Source organism: Nocardiopsis aegyptia (assembly GCF_013410755.1).
GTDB classification, from domain to species: Bacteria; Actinomycetota; Actinomycetes; order Streptosporangiales; family Streptosporangiaceae; genus Nocardiopsis; species Nocardiopsis aegyptia.
Map to the genome: position 1 here is coordinate 2,493,478 of NZ_JACCFS010000001.1, position 22,480 is coordinate 2,515,957.

Genomic DNA, 22,480 nt, shown 5'->3' on the forward strand with positions numbered 1-22,480 from the left:
CGGACTCCGCGGGTGATTGCCTCAGCTCCCACGCGGGTCGATGCTGGCGCAAGGCCCGCCCACCGACCTTGAGGACACCGCCATGCCCCATCACCACGCCTGCGCCCTGGCCACTCGGCTCACACTCCTGCCCGGCCGCTGGCAGGACATCCGCTTCGACCGCCGAAGCGACGGCGCGACCGACGTGTCGGCGCTGTTCGGCCCGGCCATGGCCGACGATGTGCTGTACGACCTCTGCGTGGGCGTGGTCCTGGAGGGCATCACGCCCGGGACCGAGGTGCAGATCCGGGCGGTCGAAGGGGCCTCCCGTGGCGCGAACGGCGAGAGCGTGCGAAGGGAACGCCCGGCCAACAGCGCTGTGCACGCCACGGGGCACGGGCGGTTCACCCACGCTTGGAAGGGGGCGCTCGCACCCGGCGAGTGGATGGGCGTCAGCGTCGCCCAGTTCGGGCAGGCAGACGCCCACCTGACGGGCGCCGAGGCCGAACTGCTCGTCTGGCCACGGCGCCCGGAGGGATGACGGTGGGTCAGGAGACCTCGGCGACGGCGATCGGCTCTTCCTGGGCGAGCACGGACTGCAGCTCGACCTGGACGACGTCGACCTCGCCCACCAGCGCGATCTGGCCCGAAGCGCTGTCGCCGGGGGCGAGTGTGCCGGACTCGATCTGATCGATGTCCGCGAACAGGGCCTCGCCCCAGTCGTTCACCGACGAGCCGTCGGCCAGCGTCGCCGAGATGTAGAGCGGGTTGACCTCGACGTTCTCCTCGGAGCCGTTCTCGATCGTGACGTCGACCACCGTGTACACGGCCTCGGGGTCCAGGACGTCACCCGTGGTGCCGGCGTCCGAGGCGGTCATGGTGACGCCGGAGTCGGCGGCCTCGGGCTCCTCCTCCACGGGCTCCTCGGTCTCCTCCGCCGGCGCCGACGACTCCGCGGCGGGCGGTGGAGCGGAGGGCTCCGGCGAACTCGCGCCCCGGCCGATCAGGAAGCCGACGACCACGAGGACGACCAGGACCACCAGGCAGCCGCCGCCGACGCCGATGCCGACCTTGGCGCCGGTGGACATGCCCTGCTTGGGCGGCGCCCCGTACGGAGCCCCGTAGTTGGGGTCGCCACCGGGCGGGCCATAGTGGGGATCGCCACCGGGAGGACCGTACGGAGGCTGCCCACCGGGAGGACCGTAATTCGGGTCGCCACCAGGCGGACCGTACGGAGGCTGCCCACCGGGAGGACCGTAGTTCGGGTCGCCACCAGGAGGGCCATAGTGGGGATCGCCACCGGGAGGACCGTACGGAGGCTGCCCACCGGGCGGGCCGTAGTTCGGGTCGCCACCGGGCGGACCGAAGTCCGGTCGGCCACCGGGCGGCCCGTACGGAGGCTGCCCGCCGGACTGACCGAAGGGCGGTTCCTGTGGACCCGACGGGTTCTGCGGATAGGACACGGGCGTGCTCCGGATCTTGGGAACGGGGGGCGCGGGCGTGGGGGACGCGCCGGACCGAACCGACACTACCCCGCGAACCGGACACCCGACCGGTCCCGACCGGGTACTACGCTTTGTCGTAGACAGGTGTTCCGCCGCCACGGGCGGGACCACGACTTTCCGGTGGAGGCGGCGTGGTCGACTGGCTGACCATGACGATTCAGATGGCGGCGCTCGGCATGGCCGCGTGGTGCCTGGTCTCGACCTTCCGGAACCAGCCCATGGTCGTCCCCCACCTCGTCGGCATGGCCGTGCTCTGGCTCCTGGTGATCGGCCAGGCCGTCGTCTCCGTGGTCGCCGTCGTCGGCGGGGACCGCCCCGAGCAGACCGCGATGTTCGTCTCCTACCTCGCCACCGTCGTCCTCCTGCCCCCGGCCTGCGCCGTGTGGGGCTTCATGGAGCGCAGCAAGTGGGGCCCCGCCGTCATCGCCTTCGCCTGCCTGGTGCTGCCCGTCCTCATGGTCCGCCTCGAACAGCTCTGGAACCCCGTTGTCTGACGCCACCGCCCCCGCCGACCGGACCCTGCGCACCGGCCCCGGGCGGCTCCTCGTCGCCGTCTACGGTGTGTTCGCCCTCGCCGCCACCGCGCGCGGCGGGTACCAGCTCGCCACCCGGTTCGACGAGGCGCCGCTGGCCTACGGGCTGTCCCTGTTCGCCGGGATCGTCTACTTCGTCGCCGCCGTCGGCCTGGCCCGCGCCGGCCGGACCTCGCGCGGGGTCGCGTTCGTCTCGTGCGCCGTCGAACTCGTCGGCGTGCTCACCGTGGGCGTGACCAGCCTCCTGGCGCCCGGCGCCTTCCCCGACGACACCGTGTGGTCCACCTTCGGCAGCGGCTACCTGTTCGTCCCGCTCGTCCTGCCGGTGCTCGGCCTGTGGTGGATCCTCAGCGTTCACCGCTCGGACCACCGCTGACCAGGCCCCACCCCTCCCCGAACCCCCACGCGCGGTACTAGGGTGGCGCCCATGTCCGAAACCCTGACCCTCCCGGTCGCCGTCTCCGCCGACTGGCTCCGCGACCACCGCGACCAGGTGGTCCTCGTCGACTCCCGCTGGTACCTCGACGGCCGTTCCGGGCGCGACGCCTACCGTGCCGGCCACCTGCCCGGCGCCGTGTTCACCGACGTGGACACCGACCTCGCCGCACCCGCGAGCCCCGGGGGCGGCCGTCACCCGCTGCCCGACCCGGAGGACTTCGCCGCGGCCCTGGGCCGGCTCGGCATCGGTGACGACGCGGCGGTCGTGGTCTACGACGACGCCGGCGGCTCCGTGGCCGCGCGCCTGGTGTGGCTGCTGCGCGTGCTGGGCACGCCCGCGGCCATCCTCGACGGCGGCCTCCAGGCCTGGGACGGCCCGTGGGAGGAGGGCGAGTCCACGGCGGCACCGGCCGAGCGCACGCCCCTGCCGTGGCCGTCGGACCGGATCGCCGACACCGACACCGTGCGCGCCGCGACCGGCGACCGAGCGGCCCTGCTCCTGGACGCCCGCGTGTACGGCCGCTTCACCGGCGAGCAGCCCGCCCCCGTCGACGCCCGCCCCGGTCACGTGCCCGGCGCACGCAGCGCCGCCTGGCCCGACAACCTCGACGGTGAGGGGTTCCTGGCCGCCCCGGAGACCCTGCGCGCCCGCTTCGCGGCCCTGGGCGCGGACTCCGCCGCGTCCATCACCGCCTACTGCGGCTCGGGCGTCACCGCCTGCCACGACCTCCTGGCCCTGGAGCACGCGGGATACACCGGCGCGCGGCTGTACCCGGGCTCCTGGAGCCGCTGGGGCGCCGACACCTCCCTGCCCGTGGAGACCGGTGATCCCGCCGGGGCCTGACGCTCCCGCCCGCACCCCGATCTGGCCGGATCCGGCCCCGGTCGGAACCAGAACCCCGCACCGTACGTCTCACTGAGCAGCCGCACGCCCGGTCAGGGCCCCACGCCCCAGGGCCGCGACATGTCCAGGTGAGCCCCCGCGAATCGAGGAACATTGGTCACCGTACTCATCCTGCTCGGCGCCGGACTCCTCATCGGCGCCCTCGTCGTCCTGCTGATCCAGAAACAGAAGGAACAGAAGGCGCGCCAGGCCCCGCCCCCGCCTCCCAGCCCGAAGGACCCCTTCGCCGGGGAGGGGGACACCACCGGTGACCCCCGCACGATCAAGGCCGGCGACATGATCGACTGGGGCACCGAGCGCACCTGGATCCGCGGCACCCTGCGCCTCGCCGAAGGCGGCTACACCTGGTCGGAGCACTTCCTGGAGGTCGACGGCGGCAAGCGCTGGCTGACCGTCGAGGAGGACCCCGACGTCCAGCTGTCCCTGTGGACCGGCCGCCCCGACGTCGAGCTCACCCCGCACTCCAAGACCCTGGAGTTCGAGGGCGTCACCTACAAGCTCGACGAGAGGGGCACCGCCGCCTACCGCTCCGAGGGCACCACCGGCCTCAAGGCCGAGGGCGGCTGCGACTACGCCGACTACGAGTCCAACGACGGCCGGCTGCTGTCCTTCGAGCGCTTCGACCACGGCGGCTGGGAGGCCAGCACCGGCACGAAGATCCTGCCCGGCAGCTTCACGATCTACCCCGGGAGCTGATCGGTCCGTGCGCGCGAGCATCAGTACGCCCTTCGTCGACACCCGGGCCGCCGACCTGGTCTGGACCCTGGACCACCCGCTGGTCGACGCCCTCGCCGTCCGCACCGTCGAGGTGCCCGGCGCCCGGGTCGAACTGCGGGTCCTCGGGGCCTCGCACCAGGTGGTCGTGCGTCCGGAGTCGGACGGGGGCGCGCTGGTGGAGACGGTGGCGTGCCTGCCCGGCCTGCCCGGCGGGCTCCCGGACAGTGCCGACCGCCCGCTGCGCGGCGTCGGCGACTACCGCTTCGACTCCCTCGTGGAGTCGCTGTCGCGCGACGCGCTCGCCCGCCGGGTGGACCGGCTCCACCGCGAGGTGGCCGACTCCCCCGGCGGACTCCTCGTCGCCTTCCCCGGTGACCCCCTCGCGGTCACCGCGCTGCACCTGGCCCCCGACAGCGTGGGAAACCTCCACTGGCGTACCTGGCACGCCTATCCGCAGAGTGGAGAACTGGTGACGACCACGGCACGCGTGACTCCATGACCCCAAGGAGGCCGACCATGGCCAACACCGCCCGGCACGGCGCCCTCGTCGGCGGCGCGCTCATCCTCGCGCTGTCCCTCACCGCGTGCGGCAACAGCGACGCCGACTGTGAGCCCTCCAGCAACCCGACCGGTTCGACCGGGACCACGGGTTCCTCGTCGCGTCTGGCCTCGCCCTCGCCCACCGACGACGACTGCGACAACGGGCGCAACGGGGGCGGCGGCGGCTTCTTCTGGTTCTTCGGCGGCGGTGGCGGCTCCAACAGCAACGGCAGCGGAAGCGACAACCGTGGCGGCGGCACCGGGTTCGGAAAGTAGTCTTCCGTGTCGGAGCACCGTCCACGCATTCACACACACCATCCATTCCCCCACCTCTGAGAGAACAGATTGAAAGCGCACCACGACGCGAGCGAGAGCAGGAAGAAGTGGATCACGGTGGTGGCCGTCATCGGCGCCATCATCCTGGTCCTCGCCCTGCTCAGCGCCTGCGATGATGACAGCAACCGCTACTGCCCGGACGACGACTACGTCAGCGATCCCAACTATGACGACGATGACTGCGACGGCTCGTCGAGTTCCTCCGGCGGAGGATTCTTCTTCTTCGGCGGCAGCAGCAGCAACCGCAACTCCGGCAGCGGAAGCGACTACCGTGGCGGCGGCTCCGGCTTCGGCAAGTAGCCCCCGCCCCTTACTCCCCCGAACCCCGACACATCGAACTGGACCATGAACGAGATCCTCTTCAACGCACTCGCGGCCCTCGCCTACGGCGGTGTGGGCATCATCATCCTCGTGCTGGGCTACGTCGTCACCGACCTGCTGACCCCCGGTAAGATGCACGAGCTCATCTGGGAGCAGCGCAACCGCAACGCGGTGCTGCTCGTGTGCGCCAACACGCTCGGCACGGCCATCGTCGTCACCAGCGCGATCCTCTCCAGCGACTCCGAGATCGGCCTGGGCGCCGGGCTGCTCTCGACCGCGGTCTACGGCCTGATCGGCGTGGGCGTCATGGCCGTGTCATTCCTGCTGATCGACCTCATCGCGCCCGCGAAGATCGCCCACATGATCAGCAGCCCCGAACCGCACCCCGCGAGCTGGGTGAGCGCCGCCGCGCACGTGGCGACCGCCATGGTCGTCGCCGCGGCCCTCACCTGATCGACCGACCACCACCCGAAGGCATCCGAGTTGACTGACAGCACCACCCGGACCCGGCCCGGGACCCGGCTCCCGGTTCCGCCGAGAGCGGCCAGGTTCTTCGTCCTGCTGGCGGTCTTCGTCTGCGCGGCCTGTGGCCTGGTGTACGAGCTCGCGCTCGTGGCCATCGGCAGCTACCTCCTCGGCGACACCATCACCCAGGCCTCCGTGGTCCTGTCGGTGATGGTGTTCGCCATGGGGGTGGGCTCCCTGCTGTCCAAGCGGTTCCAGTCCAGCCCGGCGGTCTCGTTCGCGGTGATCGAGGGCCTGCTGTCCCTGGTCGGCGGCCTGTCCGTGCTGCTGCTCTACGGGGCGTTCGCCTGGTTCTCCGCCTATCAGCCCGCGCTCGTGCTGCTGTCGTTCGTCATCGGTCTGCTCATCGGCATGGAGATCCCCCTGCTGATGACGCTGATCCAGCGGATCCGCAAGCAGGAGGCCTCCGAGGCGGTCGCGGACCTGTTCGCCGCGGACTACGTGGGCGGTCTGATCGGCGGACTGGCGTTCCCGTTCCTGCTGCTGCCGCTGCTGGGCCTGCCCAAGGGCGCGCTGATGGTGGGCGCGCTCAACGCCGTGGTCGGCGTGGCGGTGGTGCTGTGGCTGTTCCGCACGGAGCTGACCAGGGTCGCCTACGCCGGCCTGAGCATCGGTCTGGCGGCCATCGTGGCCGTGCTGGGCCTGGCGTACGTGTACGCCGACCAGTTCGAGGTGGACGCCCGCCAGGCCCTGTACCGGGACCCGATCGTGCACGCCGAGCGCTCCGAGTACCAGGAGATCGTGGTCACCCGGTCGCTCGACGGCCAGGACGTGCGGATGTTCCTCAACGGGTCGTTGCAGTTCTCGACCCTGGACGAGTACCGGTACCACGAGTCGCTCGTCCACCCGGCGATGGTGGGCCCGCACGAGAACGTGCTGGTCCTGGGCGGCGGCGACGGGCTGGCGATCCGGGAGATCCTCGCCTATGACGACGTGGCGTCGGTGACGCTGGTGGACCTGGACCCCGCGGTCGTCGAGCTGGCGTCCACGGACCCGGTGATCAGCGAGCTGAACGAGGGCTCGTTCGAGGACCCGCGCGTGGAGGTCGTCAACACCGACGCCTTCCAGTGGCTGCGCACCAACGCCGAGGACTTCGACGTCGTCGTGGCGGACATGCCGGACGGCGAGGACGTGGGCACCTCGAAGCTGTACTCGGTGGAGTTCTACTCGCTCGTGGCCGACGCCATGGCCGAGCGGAGCCGCCTGGTCGTGCAGGCGGGGTCGCCGTTCTTCGCGCCGGACGCCTACTGGAGCGTGGGCCACTCCCTGGAGGGGGCCGGGTTCGCCACCACCCCGTACAACGTGGACGTGCCCTCGTTCGGCAACTGGGGCTTCTACCTGGCGACCACGGGCGCCGCCCCCGCACTGGACATCCCCGAGGACGCGCCCGACCTGCGCTTCCTCGACGAGGAACTGCTCGCCGCCGCCCAGGTCTTCCCCCGCGACCGCCGTGAGGACGTGGGCGAGGTCCAGGAGTCGACGCTGATGCACCCGCGCATCATCGACTACCACAAGGACGGCTGGCGCGGTTACTGAGCACCGCTCCGGGACGGTCGAGCACCGCACCGGGACCGGCAACCGCCGTTCCGGGACGGAAGCGCCCCGCCCCCGGAATCCGGGGACGGGGCCTGGTTGAACACCGCGCGGCCTCGGGAACTTGGGCCGGTGGGCGGCCACGCGGTGGCTCGGTACGAGGCGGGACGCCACGCGACGGCACCTTCGGACCGCCCGTGACCTGGTCCATCTTCACCCGGGTCGCTCCAACGGCGCGAACGCCACGCCGCTGCCCGTAGGGCGCGGACAACCCCTTACCGAGACTTTCCGCCCAGGGCGGGTGCGCGTGGAACGCCCGGGATCAGCTGTCGAAGCCCAGACCCACCGCGTCCAGGCCGCGCAGCCACAGGTTGCGCCGCCCGCCGTTGCGGTCGGCCGCGGCCGTGGCCCGCAGGGTCAGTTCGATGCCCAGGGACCGGACCGGCTCGGGCGGGAACGGCAGCGGCTTCTCCCGCACCATCCGCAGCCGGGTCCGCTCGGTGTCCAGGCCGTCGAGGCGGTCCAGCATCACCTGCGCGCCGAAGCGGGTCGCCCCCACGCCCAGGCCCGTGTAGCCCGCGGCGTAGGCCAGTCGGCCCTTGTACCCGGTGCCGAAGAAGCCGGAGAACCGGCTGCACGTGTCGATGACCCCGCCCCACGTGTGCGTGAAGCGCAGGCCCTCCAGCTGGGGGAAGGTCGCGAAGAAGTGCTCCGACAGCTTCAGGAAGGTCTCCGGCCGCTGGTCGAACTCCGGACGCACCTTGCCGCCGTAGTGGTGGACGACGTCGTAGCCGCCCCACAGGATCCGGTTGTCCGAGGTCAGCCGGTAGTAATGGAAGAAGTTGGCCGCGTCGCCCACGCCCTGGCGGCCCTTCCAGCCCAGGGACGCCATCTGCTCGTCGGTCAGGGGCTCGGTCATCAGCGCGTAGTCGTAGACCGGGGCGAGGTAGTGCTTGAGCCGGCGCAGCGGGCCGGGGAAGGCACCGGTCCCCCAGGCGACCTTCGGCGCGTGCAGCGCCCCCTGCCGGGTCTCCAGGCGCAGGCCGACGGGCACCGAGCGGATCGCGCGCACGGGCGAGTTCTCGAAGAACCGCACGCCCAGGCGCTCGCACGCGGCCCGCAGGCCCCACGCCAGCTTGGCCGGGTGCACCATCGCCACGCCCTCGGGCTCGTAGAGCGCGCCGACGTAGGTGGGCGAGTCGATCTCCCTGCGGACCCGCTCGGCGTCCCACACCTGGGCGGTCGCGCCGTGCTCGGCCATCGACCGGGCGGCCTCCTCGAAGCCCTCCGCCTGCCACGGCTCGGTGGCCACGAGCAGCTCGCCGGTGCGCTCGAACTCGCAGTCGATCCCGTGGCGCTCCACCGCCTCCTGGATGCCGTCGAGGTTGGCCAGGCCCTGGCGCTCCAGCTCGGCGATCTCCTCGGGCCAGCGGTCGAGCCCGTTCTCGTACCCGTGCGTGAGGCTGGCGGCGCAGAACCCGCCGTTGCGGCCCGAGGCCGCCCAGCCGGCCGTGCGCGCCTCCACGACCACCACGTCCCGGTCGGGGTCGCGCTCCTTGGCGATCAGCGCCGTCCACAGTCCGCTGAACCCGGCTCCGACCACCGCCAGGTCCGCGTGGACGTCACCGACCAGGGCGGGGGCGGGCTCGGGCACGTCGTGTCCGGGCACGTCGGGGTCCAGCCAGAAGACCTTCGGTCGGGCGCCCTCCAGCGCCTTCTCCGCTCGCGCGGCGGCTCCGTCGGCCATGGGTATCACTCCGTCTCGTCGTGGCCGTGCCCGCCGGGGATTCGGCGGGCACGGATGCAGCAGAGCGGGGCGCGGTCCGGCACGGACGGATGTGCCGGAACGCGCCCCAGGGGCCGGGCCCGGGGCCCGGGACAAGCCCCGAACTCACCTCCGGCGGCGTGCCATGACGATGTTGGCCACCGCCAGGATCACGCCCACCAGGAAGAGCAGGGTTCCCATCACGTTGACCTGGGGTGGGATGCCCACCCTGGTCGTACCCCAGATCCACAGCGGGAACGTCGTGACGTCGCCGCTGACGAACGTGGTGATGATGTAGTCGTCGATCGACAGGGCGAAGGCCAGCAGCCCGCCCGCCATCACCGCGGGGAACAGCATCGGCAGCGTCACCAGCCGGAACGTCGTCCACGGGCCGGCGCCGAGGTCCTGGGCGGCCTCCTCCAGCCGCGGGTCGAGGGTGATGACCCTGGCCCGCACGGTGATCGCGACGAAGGACACGCAGAACATCACGTGCGCGACGACGGTCGTCCAGTACCCGGTGGTGACGCCCATCATCAGGAAGGTGGACAGCAGCGCGGCGCCGAGCACCACCTCGGGGGCGCTGATCGCCGCGAACATCACCAGGTTGGTGAGCTGCTTGCCCCGGAAGCTGAACCGGCCCAGCGCCAGGCCGAGCAGTGTGCCCAGCACACCGGACATCAGCATGGTGAGCAGGGCGATGCTCACCGAGTTGAACATCGCCTCGTTGAGCTCGGGGTAGGCGAACGCGTTCTTGTACCAGTGCAGGGTGAAGCCCTGCCACGTGATGTTGTGCCGGCCGGCCGGGTCGTTGAAGCTGAACGCGACCATGAACAGGATCGGCAGGAACAGCCAGGCCAGGACGGCCCACGTGTAGTAGCGGCCCCAGTCGATCCGGCGGCGCGCGCGTGCGGTCCGCCGCGGCTCCGCCGGGGTGCCCGGCGCCGCCGGGGGTGTCCGGACGTCGGTGCTCACGCGTGCACCTCCATGACGCGCTCGGTTCCCAGGGCCCGCGCGTAGCTGAAGATGCCGATCAGCAGCAGGCCCATGAGGACGAAGGTGATCGACGACGCGATCGGGTAGTTGTTGTTGATCAGGTACTGCGTCTGGATGACGTTGCCGATCATCGTGTTGTGCGTGCCGCCCAGCACCGAGGCGTTGACGTAGTCGGAGCTGGTCGGGATGAAGGTCATCAGCACGCCGGCGAACACACCGGGCAGCGAGACCGGCAGGATGACCCGCACGAACGCCTGGAACCGGCCCGCGTACAGGTCGTGGGCGGCCTCCACCATCCGCGGGTCCATGCGCTCCAGCACCGCGTAGATCGGCAGGATCATGAACGGCAGGAAGTTGTAGGCCAGGCCCAGGATCACCGCGGTCGCGGAGTTGAGCAGCGCGAACCCCTCCGGCACCAGCCCGATCGACTTCAGCGGGCCCAGGACCACGCCGGTGTCGGAGAGCAGGAACCGCCACGAGATCGTGCGCAGCACGAACGAGACGAAGAACGGCAGCAGGATCAGGAGCAGGTAGGTGGACTTGTACGGTCCGCCCTTGAACGCGATCCAGTAGGCCATCGGGTAGCCGATGGCGATGCACAGCACCGTGGCGCAGGCGCCGTAGAACAGGGAGCGCAGGATCTGCTCCCAGTAGGTGCTGACGGCGTCGACGTAGTTGCCGACCGCGAAGGTCTGCTGGAACCCGGTGATGACGTTGCCCGTGGTGAGCGACAGGGACAGCATCCCGCCGATCGGCACCACGAAGAACAGTGCCAGCCAGGCCCACGCCGGCAGCACCAGCGCGTAGGGCGTGATCTTACGGTTCATGGGCTCAGCTCTGCGTGATCTCGTGGAAGAGGGAGGCGAACTCCTCCTGGGCGTCGGCCTCCAGGTTCACGTAGTTGTGCAGCTTCTGGTAGTCGCCCTCGGTCGGGAAGACCAGGGAGCTCTCCGACATCTCCCGGAGCGCCTCCCCGCGCTCGCTGCCGTCCTCGGCGTCGGCCCACTCGGCCATGACCTCCTGGGCGTAGGGCACCGGCGTGATGTAGGCGATGTACTCCGTGAGCCCGGTGGCGATCTCCGGGTCGTACAGGAAGTTCATCAGCTCGATGGCGTCCACCGGCGCCTGCGAGGTGTACGGGATCATCAGGTTGTCGGTCCACAGCGTGGCGCCCTCGTCGGGCACGACGAACTTCAGGTTCGTGCCCTCCTCGGCGTTCTGCTGGTAGATGTCGCCGGACCAGGCCATGGTCATCCACAGGTCGCCGTTGGTGAGCGGCTGGATGAAGTCCTGGTCGTAGTAGGCGCGCACGATGCCGGCGTCGCGCTGCTCGCGCAGCTTCTCCGCGGCGGCCTGCCAGTCCTCCAGAGTGGAGTCGGCCGGGTTGACGCCGTTGAGCAGGAGGCCGAAGTTGGCGATCTCCTGGGCGTCGCCCATCATCCCGACCTTGCCCTCGAACTCGGGGTCCCACAGGTCGGCGATGCTGGTGATCTCCCGGTCGACGTAGTCCGGGTTGTAGGCGATGCCGGTGATCCCCGAGGTGTAGGGCACCGTGAACTGGTTCCCGGGGTCGTAGGCGGTGTTCTTGTAGGACTCGCCCGCGTACTCCGCGTAGTTCGGCAGCCTGGTGTGGTCGAGCTGCACGAGGTAGCCGAGCTCGATGAGCTTGGCGAGCTCGAAGCCGTTGGGCAGCACCATGAGGTCGTAGCCGGTGTCGTCGCCGTTGGCCAGGCGGGGCTGGATCTGCCCGAAGAACGACGCCGCCTCCTGCACGTCCTCCTTGTAGTCGACCTCGATGCCGGTCGACTCGGTGAACTGCTGGAGCTGGGTGCGCTCGGAGTCCATGTACAGCGGCCAGTTCGCGAAGCGCAGGGAACCGGTCTGCTCCTTGTCGGCCCAGTAGTCCTCGCTCGCCGCGGGGTCCCGCTGCTGGCCGCCGACACCGCACGCGGACAGGGCCAGGGCGGCGGCCGCGGCGCCGCCCGCCTGCAGGGTGCGGCGGCGGGTCATGCCGGGCAGGACCAGCGGGGAGCGCCGGGCGCGGGTGAGGCCCCGCAGAAGAGGGGACAGCGCCGCAGGCGTCCGTTGAGGGCTGCCCGCCCCTGCGCGAAGCGCCCCTCGGGCGGTGGCGGGTGACGGGAGGGCGGGGTTGTTGTTGGGGCGAGGGCGGTTGCTCATGTCGTCGTTCCCTACTTGTTCTGGGGGATGCTCAGGAGGACAGCGCGAAGGAGTGCTCGGGCCGCCAGGACAGCCACACGGCCTCGCCGCGCTGGGCGACCAGGGTCGATCCGGACGCGTTCTGCTGATAGACGGTGACCTCCTCGCCGCCGCCGATGTCCACCTGGTAGTGCGTGGACGAGCCCATGTACACGGTCTCGGTGACCGTCCCGGGGACCCGGCTGACGTCCTCTCCCGGAGCGTCCGTGCCGATGCGCATCTTCTCCGGCCGGACGGTCAGGTGGATGTGCGCTCCCGTGGTGACGGTGTCGGGGAGCTCGGTGACCAGGGCGGTGGCGCCGTCGGCGACCTCCACCTTCCAGTGGTCGCCGGCCCGGCCCTTCACCACGCCCCTGACCAGGTTGCTGGTGCCGATGAAGTCCGCGACGAACCGCGTGGCCGGGCGCTCGTAGATCTCGGCCGGAGTGCCGAGCTGTTCCACCCGGCCCTCGTTCATGACCGCGATGCGGTCCGACATCGTCAGGGCCTCGCCCTGGTCGTGGGTCACGTAGACGAAGGTGATGCCGACCTCGCGCTGGATGCGCTTGAGCTCGACCTGCATGGACTGGCGGAGCTTGAGGTCGAGCGCGCCGAGCGGCTCGTCCAGCAGCAGGGCGCTGGGCTGGTTGACCAGGGCCCGGGCGAGGGCGACCCGCTGCTGCTGGCCGCCGGAGAGCTGCGTGGGCCGGTGCTTGGCGCGGTGGCCGAGCTCGACGAGGTCGAGCATCTCGGCGACCCGGGTGCGGATCTGGTCCTTGGGCACCCGGCGGCGCCGGAGCCCGAAGGCGACGTTGTCCGCGACGCTCATGTGCGGGAACAGCGCGTAGCTCTGGAAGACCATGTTGACGTCGCGGTGGTTGGCGGCCACCCCGGTGACGTCCTTGCCGTCGAGGTGGACGGTGCCCTCGGTGGGCTCCTCGAACCCGGCGATCATGCGCATCGTGGTGGTCTTGCCGCAGCCCGAGGGGCCGAGCAGGGAGAAGAACTCCCCGGGCTCGATGGCCAGGTCCACGCCGTCGACCGCGCGCACGGTCTCCGAACCGGAGCGGAAGGCCTTGACGACCCCGTGCAGGGTGATGGCGGGCCGGCTCACCGCCGGTTCGGTGGCGGGCGGCGCCTCGGGCGTGGGACTCGTGGTGCTGGTGGCCATGGCGTCGGAGTTCCTATCAGCTCTCGTTCCTGGTACGGGGGGATGCGGGTCCGGCGGCGGTTCCGGTGCCGACGGCTCAGTCACCGATGTAGCTCATGACGTGCTTGATCCGGGTGTACTCCTCGAAGGAGTACGTCGACAGGTCCTTGCCGTAGCCGGAGTGCTTGAAGCCGCCGTGCGGCATCTCCGCGGTGATCGGGATGTGGGTGTTGATCCACACGCAGCCGAAGTCCAGGCGGCGGGAGACCCGCAGCGCGCGGGCGTGGTCCCTGGTCCACACGCTGGAGGCCAGGCCGTACTCGACGGAGTTGGCCCAGGAGACGGCGGTGTCCTCGTCGGTGAAGCGCTGGACGGTGATGACCGGGCCGAAGATCTCGTCGGTCACCAGCTCGTCGCCCTGGCGCAGGCCGGACACGACGGTGGGCGCGTAGAAGTAGCCCTCGTCGCCGACCCGGTGCCCGCCCGCGAGCACCTCGGCGTGGTCGGGGGTGCGGTCGAGGAACCCGGAGACGCGCGCCAGCTGATTGGCGTTGTTGACGGGGCCGTAGGCGGCCTCGGGGTTGCTCGGCGGGGCGGTGACGGTGCCGCGCGCCTGCTCGGCGAGCGCGGCGGCCAGGTCGTCGTGGATGCCGGGGGCGGCGAGCACGCGCGTGGCGGCGGTGCAGTCCTGGCCGGCGTTGAAGTACCCGGCCTCGGCGATCCCGGCGGCGGCCTTCTCGACGTCGGCGTCGTCGAAGACGATGACGGGGGCCTTGCCGCCCAGCTCCAGGTGGAGGCGCTTGAGGTCCTTGGACCCGGCCTGGGCGACCTCGTACCCGGCGCGCGTGGAGCCGGTGAGGGAGATCAGCGCGGGCGTGGGGTGGTCGACCAGGGCGCGGCCGGTGTCGCGGTCGCCGGTGACCACGTTGAACACGCCGGCCGGGAAGAACTCCGAGGCGATCTCCGCGAGGAGCAGCGTGGACAGCGGCGTGGTGTCGGAGGGCTTGAGGACGATGGTGTCGCCCGCGGCCAGGGCGGGGCCGATCTTCCAGGCGGCCATGGCCATCGGGTAGTTCCACGGGGTGATCTGCCCGACCACGCCCAGCGGCTCGCGCCGGATCCACGAGGTGTGGTCGGCCATGTACTCGCCCGCGGCGCGCCCCTCCAGGTTGCGCGCGGCGCCCGCGAAGAAGCGCAGGGCGTCCAGGACCTGGCCGATCTCCTCGCTCTTGGTCAGTCCCACCGGCTTGCCGCAGTTGCGGACCTCGGCGTCGACGAGTTCGTCGGCGCGCTCCTCGACGGCGTCGGCGAACTTGTTCATGGCGATCTGCCGTTCGGCGGGCGTGGAGTCGCGCCAGCCGCCCTCGAAGGCGTTCTGGGCGGCCTTGAACGCACGGTCGACGTCCTCGGCCCCGGACACGGCTGCGGTGGCGAACACCTTGCCCGTCGAGGGGTCCACGAGGTCGGCACGTGCCCCGTCGGCGGTGTCGACGTACTCCCCGTTGACGAAGTTGCGGAGGTGTTCGGTGCCTGACTCCTGGGTCACAGTGTCTCCTGCGGGTCGGGCGCGCCTGGGACGCGCTGGTCGGGGCACGGCGGACGTGCTGGTGGTGTGAACTGTCACACTGCCAGGCACAACGCACGACTTCAAGGGATTCCGTTGTAAAGATTGGGTTTCCCGACGGATACTTGACACTGGCGCCAAAGATGCGACTATTTCTGTTGAGAGGACCCCGTTCGGGTCCCCCGGGTCGACCCGACCGAGGTCCCCGCCCCACTCAGCGATCTTGGGAGCACCAAGTGGCAGCGCACCTGAGCCCGGCAGAAATCCAGCGGGCCGCCAAGGACCATCTGTGGATGCACTTCACGGAGATGGCCGGCTACGACGACGCCGACGTCCCCGTCATCACCCGTGGTGAGGGCGTCCACGTCTACGACTCCGAGGGCAAGAAGTACCTGGACGGCCTCGCCGGCCTGTTCGTCTCGCAGGTCGGGCACGGCCGCGAGGAGATCGCGGACGCGATCGCGGAGCAGGCCAAGGAGCTGGCCTACTTCCCCATCTGGACCTACGCCCACCCCAAGGCGGCGGAGCTGGCCGCGCGGCTGGCGGACCTGGCGCCCGGCGACCTCAACCGCGTCTTCTTCACCACCAGCGGTTCCGAGGCCGTCGAGTCGGCCTGGAAGCTCGCGCGCCAGTACTTCAAGGCGATCGGCGAGCCCACCCGGCACAAGGTGATCAGCCGGAAGATCGCCTACCACGGCAGCAGCCTCGGCGCGCTCTCCATCACCGGCCTCCAGGCGATCAAGACGCCGTTCGAGCCACTGGTTCCGAGCACCATCCAGGTGCCGAACACCGACTTCTACCGCGCGCCCGTCCACAGCGACGACCACGAGGCGTTCGGCCGCTGGGCCGCGGACCAGATCGAGGACGCGATCCTGCAGAACGACCCGGACACCGTCGCCGCGGTGTTCGTGGAGCCGGTGCAGAACTCCGGCGGCTGCTTCCCGCCGCCGCCCGGGTACCTGCAGCGGGTGCGGGAGATCTGTGACCGCTACGGCGTGCTCATGGTCTCGGACGAGGTCATCTGCGCGTTCGGGCGGCTGGGTGAGTACTTCGGTGCCACCAAGTACGGCTACCTGCCGGACATGATCACCTTCGCCAAGGGCGCCACCAGCGGTTACGTGCCGCTGGGCGGCGTGATCGCCCGCGAGAAGGTCATGGAGCCGTTCAAGGAGCCGGGCAGCGCGTTCCTGCACGGGATCACCTTCGCCGGCCACCCGGTCGCGGCGGCCGCGGCCCTGGCCAACCTCGACCTGTTCGAGAGCGAGGGCATCCTCGACAACGTCCGCGAGAACGCCCCCGTCTTCCGGGCGACGCTGGAGAAGCTGCTGGACCTGCCGATCGTCGGCGACGTCCGCGGTGACGGGTTCTTCTACGGCATCGAGCTGGTGAAGGACAAGGAGACCAAGGAGGTCTTCACCGCGGAGGAGTCCACCAGCCTGCTCAAGGGCTTCCTGTCGCAGGCGCTGTTCGACGCCGGCCTGGTCTGCCGCGCGGACGACCGCGGTGAGCCGGTCGTGCAGCTCTCGCCGCCGCTGACCTGCGGTCCGGAGCAGTTCGACGAGATCGAGCGCATCCTGCGCAAGGTCCTCACGGAGGCCTGGGACCGGCTCTAGAGCCCCCTCCCCGCCCCCGTCCCCCGGTGCCCCCGTCCCCTCGGCGGGGGCACCGTCATGCGCGGGTCTCACACGGGGGCCCTGGCGGAATCCGGGGTCGCGGGCGTCCCGTCCAGCGACTCGGCGGCCTCGGCCAGGGCCGAGGACAGTTCGGCGTGCCCGCACCGCTCGGCGAGGGCGGAGAGGAGGCGGGCCATCGACGGTTCCAGCGAGGTTCGCGTGTAGCCGCCCCGACGGCCCCACACGGTCACCTCCACCAGGCCCAGGCCGCGCTTCCCGGCCCAGCTGTCCGACCTCGTGAGCCACACGCTCACGCCCTCCTCGCCCCGGTCGCGGACCAGGCGCAGGTGGCGCATGCGTTCGGTGTCGATGCCGTGGTCGGCCTCGCACCAGCGCGGGCAGGGGTCCTCCGGCGGCCAGTCCTCACCACTCATGGCCTGCACCCCTTGCGGTTCAGGTGGTTGCCCCACTCCCCCAGATCGCCGTGCGAGAGCCGCTCCAAAGGTGACTCCCACGCCCACACCACCCGGCTCGGGCCCTCCCGCTCACCGCGCGCCACCCTGGTCACGACCCCTCGGCGGGCACCGTAGACGGGTTCGTCGCGCAGGGAGCGCCCCAGGTACTCGACGCTCACGTGCTTCTGGCGCGCCCAGACCTTCAACGCGGCCAGCGAGGGCAGCTCGCGGATATCGCAGATCGTGCGCTTCATCAGGCCACCGCCCCCAGCCCCGGCCCGCGCCCGCCGTCCGGAGCCGCGGTCCCGACCACCGCCATCCACGAGCGCACCGCCAACGCCAACGGGGCGAGGTCCCCACCCGGGTGGGAGACGTAGGCCCGCACCCGGGAGGCACGCCGACGACGGCGCGGCCGCAAGGGTTCCGCTTCGCACCTGGCGTGCTTGGGCCGGTGCGGCCGGGGCCGCTCGACCCAGTCACAGGAGCAGGCCCGGAAGGCGGCCACCCGCAGGCCGGGACGCCCCTCCCCGTGCCGGTAGTGCTCGCACAGGTCGATCACGGGGGCCAACGGCCGCCGCTCCCATCCCCCTTCGTCGGCCGGGGGCCTGTCCACCGGTATCGGGAGGGACACCACGACCGACTCCGCGGGTGCGGCCGTCCTCTCCCGGATCGAGAGGGGATCGGAGGGTTCGGGGGCTCGAGTCAGATGGAAGGACCGCGCGGCCGTGGCGCGCACGGCCTCCAGGTCCACAGAACGCAGGTAGCGCACAGGGCGCCTCCTCAGCTCGGATGCCGCTGGATGAGAGCGACTCGAATACTTGACGCAAGATCATCATGCGATACGTACTCTGGAATTCGCAACATGTGATTCACAAGTGGGTGATATGTCTGGTTTCCCGTTGCTGGCCTATGATCAGGCGAGCCAGGAGGTGACACAGGGTGGCCGATAGCAGATACAGCCCCAGCGCCAGGCGGAGACGGCTCTCTGCCCTGCTTCGGCGCATGCGCGAAGAGCGCAACCTGAAGATCGAGAGCGTCAACAAGCAGCTCGGATGGGCTTCGGGCAAGCTCAGCCGCATGGAGCGCAACGAGTGGAAGCTGCCCTCGGTGCGCGACATGAAGGATCTCGCGGAGCTTTACGAGCTCTCTGACGAGATGCACGAAGCCCTGACGTCTCTGGCACGCGAGTCCCGCGTTCGAGGCTGGTGGGTGGACTTCAAGGACGTCCTCCGCGGCGGTCTGGCCGACTTCGAGAGCGGCGCCTCGATGATCCGGACCTTCGAAGCGCTCCTGGTTCCGGGCCTGTTCCAGACCGCCGACTACGCTGCTGCCGTACTTCGTGGCAGCCGCGTCATGAGTGACTCGGAGATCGAAAGGAAGATCGACGGCCGCATGCGCCGCCAGGAGATCCTGGCGTCAAGCGATGCGCCGCACGTCTGGGCCGTGGTCGACGAAGCCGCGCTGCGCAAGCGGGTCGGCGGCTCCGACGTCATGGCTGCTCAGGTTCAACACCTGATCCGCATGGCTGAGCTGCCCAATATCGACATCCAGGTCCTCCGCGACAATGTGGGCTCGCATGCTGCCATGGAGGGGGCCTTCATGATCCTGGACTTCCCAGATCCGGCTGACCTGCCGCTGGTGTACATAGAGACCGCGACGGAAGACCTCTACTTGGAGCAGCCGGAAACGATCCAGAACTACGTCAGTACCTTCGGCCACATCTGCAGTGAGGCGGAGTCCCCGGAAGCATCTGTTCGCTTCCTGGAATCACTCAGCTAGCAAGGAACCACCATGCATTCATCCACCCACCTGACCTTTCGTAAGTCGTCTTATAGCGGCCGAGGCGACAACTGCGTCGAGGTCGCCGACCTGCCCACCGGGGCTGCCGTCCGGGACACTCAGCACAGGGACCTCGGACACCTCACCTTCACCGACTCCGGCGAGTGGCAGGCCTTCCTCACCGCCGCCCGCCGCGACACCCTGTAACGCGGCCCGGTAGGGCTAACCTGACCCGCATGGCGGAACTCAACGGTGTGGAGGTCGTCCCGTTCCCGGACGCGGCGGCCTTCGATGCCTGGCTGGCCGAGCACCACACCCGCCGCGAGGGCGTGTGGGTCAGGGTCGCGAAGAAGTCGTCGGGGATCGCGTCGGTCACGAGTGACGAACTGGTCGACGTGGGCCTGTGCTGGGGCTGGATCTCCGGGCAGCGCCGGGGCTTGGACGACCTGTACTACCTGCAGAAGTACGGGCCGCGGCGGCCGAGGAGTCTGTGGTCGCGCGTGAACGTCGAGAAGGTCACGGCGCTGGCGGCGGCGGGCCGGATGCGAGAGCCCGGCCTCGCCGAGGTCCAACGGGCCCAGGAGGACGGCCGCTGGGACCGTGCGTACGCATCGCAGGCGACGGCTGTCGTGCCGGACGACCTCGCTGCGGCGCTCGCCGCGGACCCGGCAGCGCGGGCGGCGTTCGACGCGCTCGACCGGACCGCCCGCTACCTCGTCATGCTCCCGCTGCTCCAGGCCGCAACGTCGGAGAACCGGCAGACGCGGCTGGAGCGGGCGGTACGGGCCCTGTCGGCGAGGCGGCCGGCGGGCGACGGGCGATCCTCCCGGTGGAACCGGCTGTAGCAGCGCGAAGGCCCCGGAGACATCCGGGGCCTTCTGGCATCACTCACTGCGGATATGCGGCCGGTCAGGTCTCGATCTCGTCGAGGAGGTCGTCCAGGTCGTCTTCCCGCGACACCGGCCGGGCGGTGTCCGACTCGGCGGTGTCCGACTCGGCGGGGTCCGGCTCGGCGGGCACCGTCGAATCCGGGACCGCGGGCCGCGGGAGCAGGTGTCCGGCGACGAGGAAGAGTCCGCCGTTCGCCACGAGCAGGAGGCCGATGAGGAGGAACAGTCCCGCGCTGGACATGACGAAGTTCGCGCCGTCGAACGCCTCGACCGTCTGACCGCTCGCGGCGACTTCGGCGAGGTACGCCCGACTCTCCGCCCAGGCCCAGGCGCCGTAGCCGACCGCCAGCACGCCGAGCACGATCAGGGTCCCGCCGAGGACGAAAAGCACGATGCGCGGCAGCCGGGCCCCCTGGCCCTCGCGGATCATCTATGGCCCCCGACGACGCCGATCTTCCCGCTCTTGATACCGAGCACGACGTCGGCGATCTGGGTGACGCGCTTCGAGTGCGTCACGATGATCACGCAGCGGTTCTCCACGTGGGCCAGGTGCGTGAAGATCCCCAGGATCGCCTCCTCCGTCTTCTCGTCGAGGGCGCCGGTGGGTTCGTCGGCGATGATGACGGCCGGATCGTGGGAGAGCGCCCTCGCGATGCCGACCCGCTGCTGCTGGCCGCCGGACAGCTTCAGGACGGGCCGCGTCGCGTCCTCACGGCTGATGCCGAGCCGTTCGAGCAGCGCGTACGCGTGCTCCGCCTTGTCCTTCACGGGACTGCCCGAGATGTTCATCGACAGGACGATGTTCTGCACCGCCGACGCGTTGGTCACGAGGTTGAACCCCTGGAACACCACGCCGATGTCCCTCGCGCGGTAGCGATCCCGGTCGGCCGCGGCGAGCGAGGTCCCGTTGAACGCGACCTCTCCGGATCCGGCCGTGTCGAGTCCCGCGATGAGGCTCAGCAGCGTGGACTTGCCCGACCCGGACTTCCCGACGATCGTGTGCACGGCGCCTGAGGTGAACGACGCCGAGATACCGCGGAGAACGTCGCGATCGGTGCCCGGGTAGCGGTAGGTGACGTCGCGCAGTGCGAGCGTCGCGGTCTCGGCGGGTGCCGTCGTGGTCGTGGTCATGCTCAGTTCCTCTCCGCCAGGATCTTAATCGGTTCGTACTTGGTGATGCGCGAGATCGCGACGACGCCGGCGAGAGTCGCCAGCAGGAAGGCGACGAGCGCGATCTGGCCGACCCCGGCGGGCGACAGGCCGACCGCGAGCTCGGTGAGGGGCTCGGCGTCGGTGGCGCCGCCGGCGGGACCGAAGCCGCCCGCGCCGCCGCCCCCGCCCATACCCATACCGCCGCCCCTGCCCATGCCGTCGCCCATCGGCCCCTGGCCCTCCGTCGCGGTCTCCGCGGCCGCCACCTGTCCGGCGAGCAGCGTGTCCGTGACCGGCTGGGCGACGAGGGCGCCGAGCGCGAGACCGGCGACGAGGCAGGTCGCGGTCAGGATCAGCGACTCGACCCACAGGCCCAGCGCGACGACGGACTTCTTCATGCCCATGGCGCGCAGCACGCCGATCTCGTACTTGCGCTCCCGGATCGCCGTCGAGCTCAGGAGGGCGATGATGACGCCGCCCAGGGCCAGGACGACGATCATGAAGGTCGTCGAGATGGACTTCAGACCCTCGACGGGCGCCACGATCGTCTCGTAGGCCGACTCGTCCGTGGTGACCTCGAAGACCTCCGGGAGCCCTTCGGCGCGCACCTCCTCCTCGAACTCGTCGAGCACGTCGGGCGACGTCAGGTAGTAGGTCGCGCTGACCTGGATGCCGCCGTACGCGGAGTCGTAGTTCTCCAGGACGGTGTCGACGTTCGTGAGGACCTGGTTCCGCGTGTTGCTGTACGCGTTCTGCACGGGCGTCCGGCTGTACTCCTCGGTCAGGTCGTCGTAGACGCCCACGACCGTCAGGTCGTCGTAGCCGATCTCCTTCGCCTCGCCGCCGTCCGGATCCGTCAGCGCGCCCGTCGCGGTGAACGTGTCGCCGATCTCCAGCTCGTTGAGCTCCGCGATCTCGGAGCTGACGATGACCTCGTTCAGCTCTTCCGGCATCTCGCCGTCCGCGAGGACGCGGGACCCGTCGTCGAACTCCTCGAAGGACCCGGCCATGAGCTGGGCCATGTACGACACTGCGTCGTCCGACTCCTGCTCCTCCTCCTGGCCGGGTCCGCCGCCCATGCGCATCCCGCTGCTTCCGCCGCCGAGATCCTCGTCGACGACGGTCAGGTCCGTGGGGACGATGCCCGTCGACGCCGTGTAGTCGGCGGCCTTCAGGTACTCGGAATCACCGAAGGCGAGGTACTGGTCGGCGTCGATCGTCGGCATCTCGAGCCGCATGGGCCCGCCGTTCGCGTCGGCCGAGGCATCGGCCGAGGCTTCCTCACGGAGCGACTCGATGTCGGGTGTGAACGTGACCTCGGAGCCGAAGCGGCTCTTGTAGTCCTCGATGATCCCGGACGAGGTGGAGGTGATCATCATGGCGATCACCGTGGTGGCGATGACCACCAGCATCATCGCGCCGAGGAGCATGTTCCTGCCCCGGTTGCGCCACACGTTCCGTGCGGCGTTCTGGAGGACGTACATCCGTGGAGGGTTCCCTTCCGGTGTGGCGGCGCGTGCCGCGCTCAGGGGTCGACCCGTTCAGGATGATCGGCGCAGATAATCCGGTTGTAGTAGCCGGTTAAGCGGTGG

At 70.4% G+C, this 22,480-nt stretch carries 27 protein-coding genes; 14 read left to right on the forward strand and 13 right to left on the reverse strand.

The features are described from left to right. The first annotated feature begins 82 nt into the window (after positions 1-82). A complete protein-coding gene (locus HNR10_RS11035; RefSeq protein WP_179822930.1) occupies positions 83-520 on the forward strand; it encodes a hypothetical protein in 438 nt (145 codons plus the stop codon). A gap of 7 nt (positions 521-527) precedes the next feature. Here HNR10_RS11035 and HNR10_RS31170 read toward each other — a convergent pair whose 3' ends face one another. Beyond that, positions 528-1,067, reverse strand: coding sequence for a DUF4352 domain-containing protein (locus tag HNR10_RS31170; protein ID WP_246406173.1), 540 nt, complete (start codon positions 1,065-1,067; stop codon positions 528-530). A 548-nt stretch (positions 1,068-1,615) separates the two neighbouring features. Between HNR10_RS31170 and HNR10_RS11045 the strand changes: the two genes are divergently transcribed. The 9 genes from HNR10_RS11045 to HNR10_RS11085 all read left to right on the forward strand — a co-directional run bounded on the left by HNR10_RS11045 (position 1,616) and on the right by HNR10_RS11085 (position 7,334). Further along, a complete protein-coding gene (locus HNR10_RS11045) occupies positions 1,616-1,978 on the forward strand; it encodes a hypothetical protein (RefSeq protein ID WP_179822934.1) in 363 nt (120 codons plus the stop codon). Continuing rightward, positions 1,971-2,393, forward strand: coding sequence for a hypothetical protein (locus HNR10_RS11050; RefSeq protein WP_179822936.1), 423 nt, complete (start codon positions 1,971-1,973; stop codon positions 2,391-2,393). The genes HNR10_RS11045 and HNR10_RS11050 overlap by 8 nt, the downstream gene beginning before the upstream one ends. Positions 2,394-2,444: 51 nt before the next feature. Continuing rightward, entirely contained in the window at positions 2,445-3,299 is an 855-nt protein-coding gene (locus tag HNR10_RS11055) for a sulfurtransferase (RefSeq protein ID WP_179822937.1), read from the forward strand. A 153-nt stretch (positions 3,300-3,452) separates the two neighbouring features. Next, on the forward strand, positions 3,453-4,055 hold the full coding sequence (locus tag HNR10_RS11060) for a DUF4178 domain-containing protein (RefSeq protein ID WP_179822939.1): 603 nt from the start codon (positions 3,453-3,455) through the stop codon (positions 4,053-4,055). A gap of 7 nt (positions 4,056-4,062) precedes the next feature. Beyond that, on the forward strand, positions 4,063-4,575 hold the full coding sequence (locus HNR10_RS11065) for a DUF2617 family protein (RefSeq protein WP_179822941.1): 513 nt from the start codon (positions 4,063-4,065) through the stop codon (positions 4,573-4,575). 17 nt (positions 4,576-4,592) lie between these two features. Further along, positions 4,593-4,892: a hypothetical protein gene (locus tag HNR10_RS11070; protein WP_246406175.1), complete on the forward strand. Its 300-nt coding sequence runs from the start codon at positions 4,593-4,595 to the stop codon at positions 4,890-4,892. A gap of 69 nt (positions 4,893-4,961) precedes the next feature. Then, positions 4,962-5,252: a hypothetical protein gene (locus HNR10_RS11075; RefSeq protein ID WP_179822944.1), complete on the forward strand. Its 291-nt coding sequence runs from the start codon at positions 4,962-4,964 to the stop codon at positions 5,250-5,252. A gap of 45 nt (positions 5,253-5,297) precedes the next feature. Continuing rightward, positions 5,298-5,726 carry a DUF350 domain-containing protein gene (locus HNR10_RS11080; protein WP_179822946.1) on the forward strand — a complete coding sequence of 143 codons (429 nt, stop codon included), beginning with the start codon at positions 5,298-5,300 and terminating at the stop codon, positions 5,724-5,726. Between the two features lie 30 nt (positions 5,727-5,756). Continuing rightward, positions 5,757-7,334: a polyamine aminopropyltransferase gene (locus HNR10_RS11085; protein ID WP_179822948.1), complete on the forward strand. Its 1,578-nt coding sequence runs from the start codon at positions 5,757-5,759 to the stop codon at positions 7,332-7,334. A 319-nt stretch (positions 7,335-7,653) separates the two neighbouring features. Here HNR10_RS11085 and HNR10_RS11090 read toward each other — a convergent pair whose 3' ends face one another. The 6 genes from HNR10_RS11090 to HNR10_RS11115 all read right to left on the reverse strand — a co-directional run bounded on the left by HNR10_RS11090 (position 7,654) and on the right by HNR10_RS11115 (position 14,981). After that, positions 7,654-9,078, reverse strand: a complete 1,425-nt coding sequence (locus tag HNR10_RS11090) for an NAD(P)/FAD-dependent oxidoreductase (protein ID WP_179822949.1) — start codon at positions 9,076-9,078, stop codon at positions 7,654-7,656. Positions 9,079-9,222: 144 nt separating this feature from the next. Beyond that, positions 9,223-10,068, reverse strand: a complete 846-nt coding sequence (locus HNR10_RS11095) for an ABC transporter permease (protein WP_179822951.1) — start codon at positions 10,066-10,068, stop codon at positions 9,223-9,225. Next, positions 10,065-10,916 carry an ABC transporter permease gene (locus HNR10_RS11100; protein ID WP_179822953.1) on the reverse strand — a complete coding sequence of 284 codons (852 nt, stop codon included), beginning with the start codon at positions 10,914-10,916 and terminating at the stop codon, positions 10,065-10,067. Before HNR10_RS11100 ends, HNR10_RS11095 begins: the two co-directional genes overlap by 4 nt. A gap of 4 nt (positions 10,917-10,920) precedes the next feature. Continuing rightward, on the reverse strand, positions 10,921-12,099 hold the full coding sequence (locus tag HNR10_RS11105; protein WP_246407036.1) for an ABC transporter substrate-binding protein: 1,179 nt from the start codon (positions 12,097-12,099) through the stop codon (positions 10,921-10,923). A 199-nt stretch (positions 12,100-12,298) separates the two neighbouring features. Continuing rightward, positions 12,299-13,456, reverse strand: coding sequence for an ABC transporter ATP-binding protein (locus tag HNR10_RS11110; RefSeq protein ID WP_179822956.1), 1,158 nt, complete (start codon positions 13,454-13,456; stop codon positions 12,299-12,301). Positions 13,457-13,532: 76 nt separating this feature from the next. Then, a complete protein-coding gene (locus tag HNR10_RS11115; RefSeq protein WP_179822958.1) occupies positions 13,533-14,981 on the reverse strand; it encodes a gamma-aminobutyraldehyde dehydrogenase in 1,449 nt (482 codons plus the stop codon). A gap of 254 nt (positions 14,982-15,235) precedes the next feature. On the opposite strand from HNR10_RS11115, the gene HNR10_RS11120 reads away from it, so the two are divergent. Further along, a complete protein-coding gene (locus HNR10_RS11120; RefSeq protein WP_179822960.1) occupies positions 15,236-16,612 on the forward strand; it encodes an aspartate aminotransferase family protein in 1,377 nt (458 codons plus the stop codon). 68 nt (positions 16,613-16,680) lie between these two features. Here the strand turns inward: HNR10_RS11120 and HNR10_RS11125 are convergent, their stop codons facing one another. The 3 genes from HNR10_RS11125 to HNR10_RS11135 are packed head-to-tail and all read right to left on the reverse strand — an operon-like array spanning position 16,681 to position 17,836. After that, complete coding sequence (locus HNR10_RS11125) at positions 16,681-17,046, reverse strand: hypothetical protein (protein ID WP_179822961.1); 366 nt, start codon at positions 17,044-17,046, stop codon at positions 16,681-16,683. Further along, positions 17,043-17,321 carry a hypothetical protein gene (locus tag HNR10_RS11130; RefSeq protein WP_246406177.1) on the reverse strand — a complete coding sequence of 93 codons (279 nt, stop codon included), beginning with the start codon at positions 17,319-17,321 and terminating at the stop codon, positions 17,043-17,045. The genes HNR10_RS11125 and HNR10_RS11130 overlap by 4 nt, the downstream gene beginning before the upstream one ends. Beyond that, positions 17,321-17,836, reverse strand: a complete 516-nt coding sequence (locus tag HNR10_RS11135) for a hypothetical protein (protein WP_179819773.1) — start codon at positions 17,834-17,836, stop codon at positions 17,321-17,323. The genes HNR10_RS11130 and HNR10_RS11135 overlap by 1 nt, the downstream gene beginning before the upstream one ends. A 170-nt stretch (positions 17,837-18,006) precedes the next feature. Here HNR10_RS11135 and HNR10_RS11140 point away from each other — a divergent pair, with 170 nt between their 5' ends. The 3 genes from HNR10_RS11140 to HNR10_RS11150 are packed head-to-tail and all read left to right on the forward strand — an operon-like array spanning position 18,007 to position 19,691. Then, positions 18,007-18,846 carry a helix-turn-helix domain-containing protein gene (locus HNR10_RS11140; RefSeq protein ID WP_312889210.1) on the forward strand — a complete coding sequence of 280 codons (840 nt, stop codon included), beginning with the start codon at positions 18,007-18,009 and terminating at the stop codon, positions 18,844-18,846. Positions 18,847-18,858: 12 nt separating this feature from the next. After that, entirely contained in the window at positions 18,859-19,053 is a 195-nt protein-coding gene (locus HNR10_RS11145; protein ID WP_179822965.1) for a DUF397 domain-containing protein, read from the forward strand. A gap of 29 nt (positions 19,054-19,082) precedes the next feature. Beyond that, entirely contained in the window at positions 19,083-19,691 is a 609-nt protein-coding gene (locus tag HNR10_RS11150) for a YdeI/OmpD-associated family protein (protein ID WP_179822967.1), read from the forward strand. Between the two features lie 64 nt (positions 19,692-19,755). Here HNR10_RS11150 and HNR10_RS11155 read toward each other — a convergent pair whose 3' ends face one another. From HNR10_RS11155 to HNR10_RS11165, 3 genes are read right to left on the reverse strand one after another with little or no spacing between them, the layout of a single operon-like run. Continuing rightward, a complete protein-coding gene (locus tag HNR10_RS11155; RefSeq protein WP_179822969.1) occupies positions 19,756-20,166 on the reverse strand; it encodes a hypothetical protein in 411 nt (136 codons plus the stop codon). After that, a complete protein-coding gene (locus tag HNR10_RS11160; protein WP_179822970.1) occupies positions 20,163-20,867 on the reverse strand; it encodes an ABC transporter ATP-binding protein in 705 nt (234 codons plus the stop codon). The genes HNR10_RS11155 and HNR10_RS11160 overlap by 4 nt, the downstream gene beginning before the upstream one ends. 2 nt (positions 20,868-20,869) lie before the next feature. Beyond that, entirely contained in the window at positions 20,870-22,372 is a 1,503-nt protein-coding gene (locus HNR10_RS11165; RefSeq protein ID WP_179822972.1) for an ABC transporter permease, read from the reverse strand. Positions 22,373-22,480: the final 108 nt, after the last annotated feature.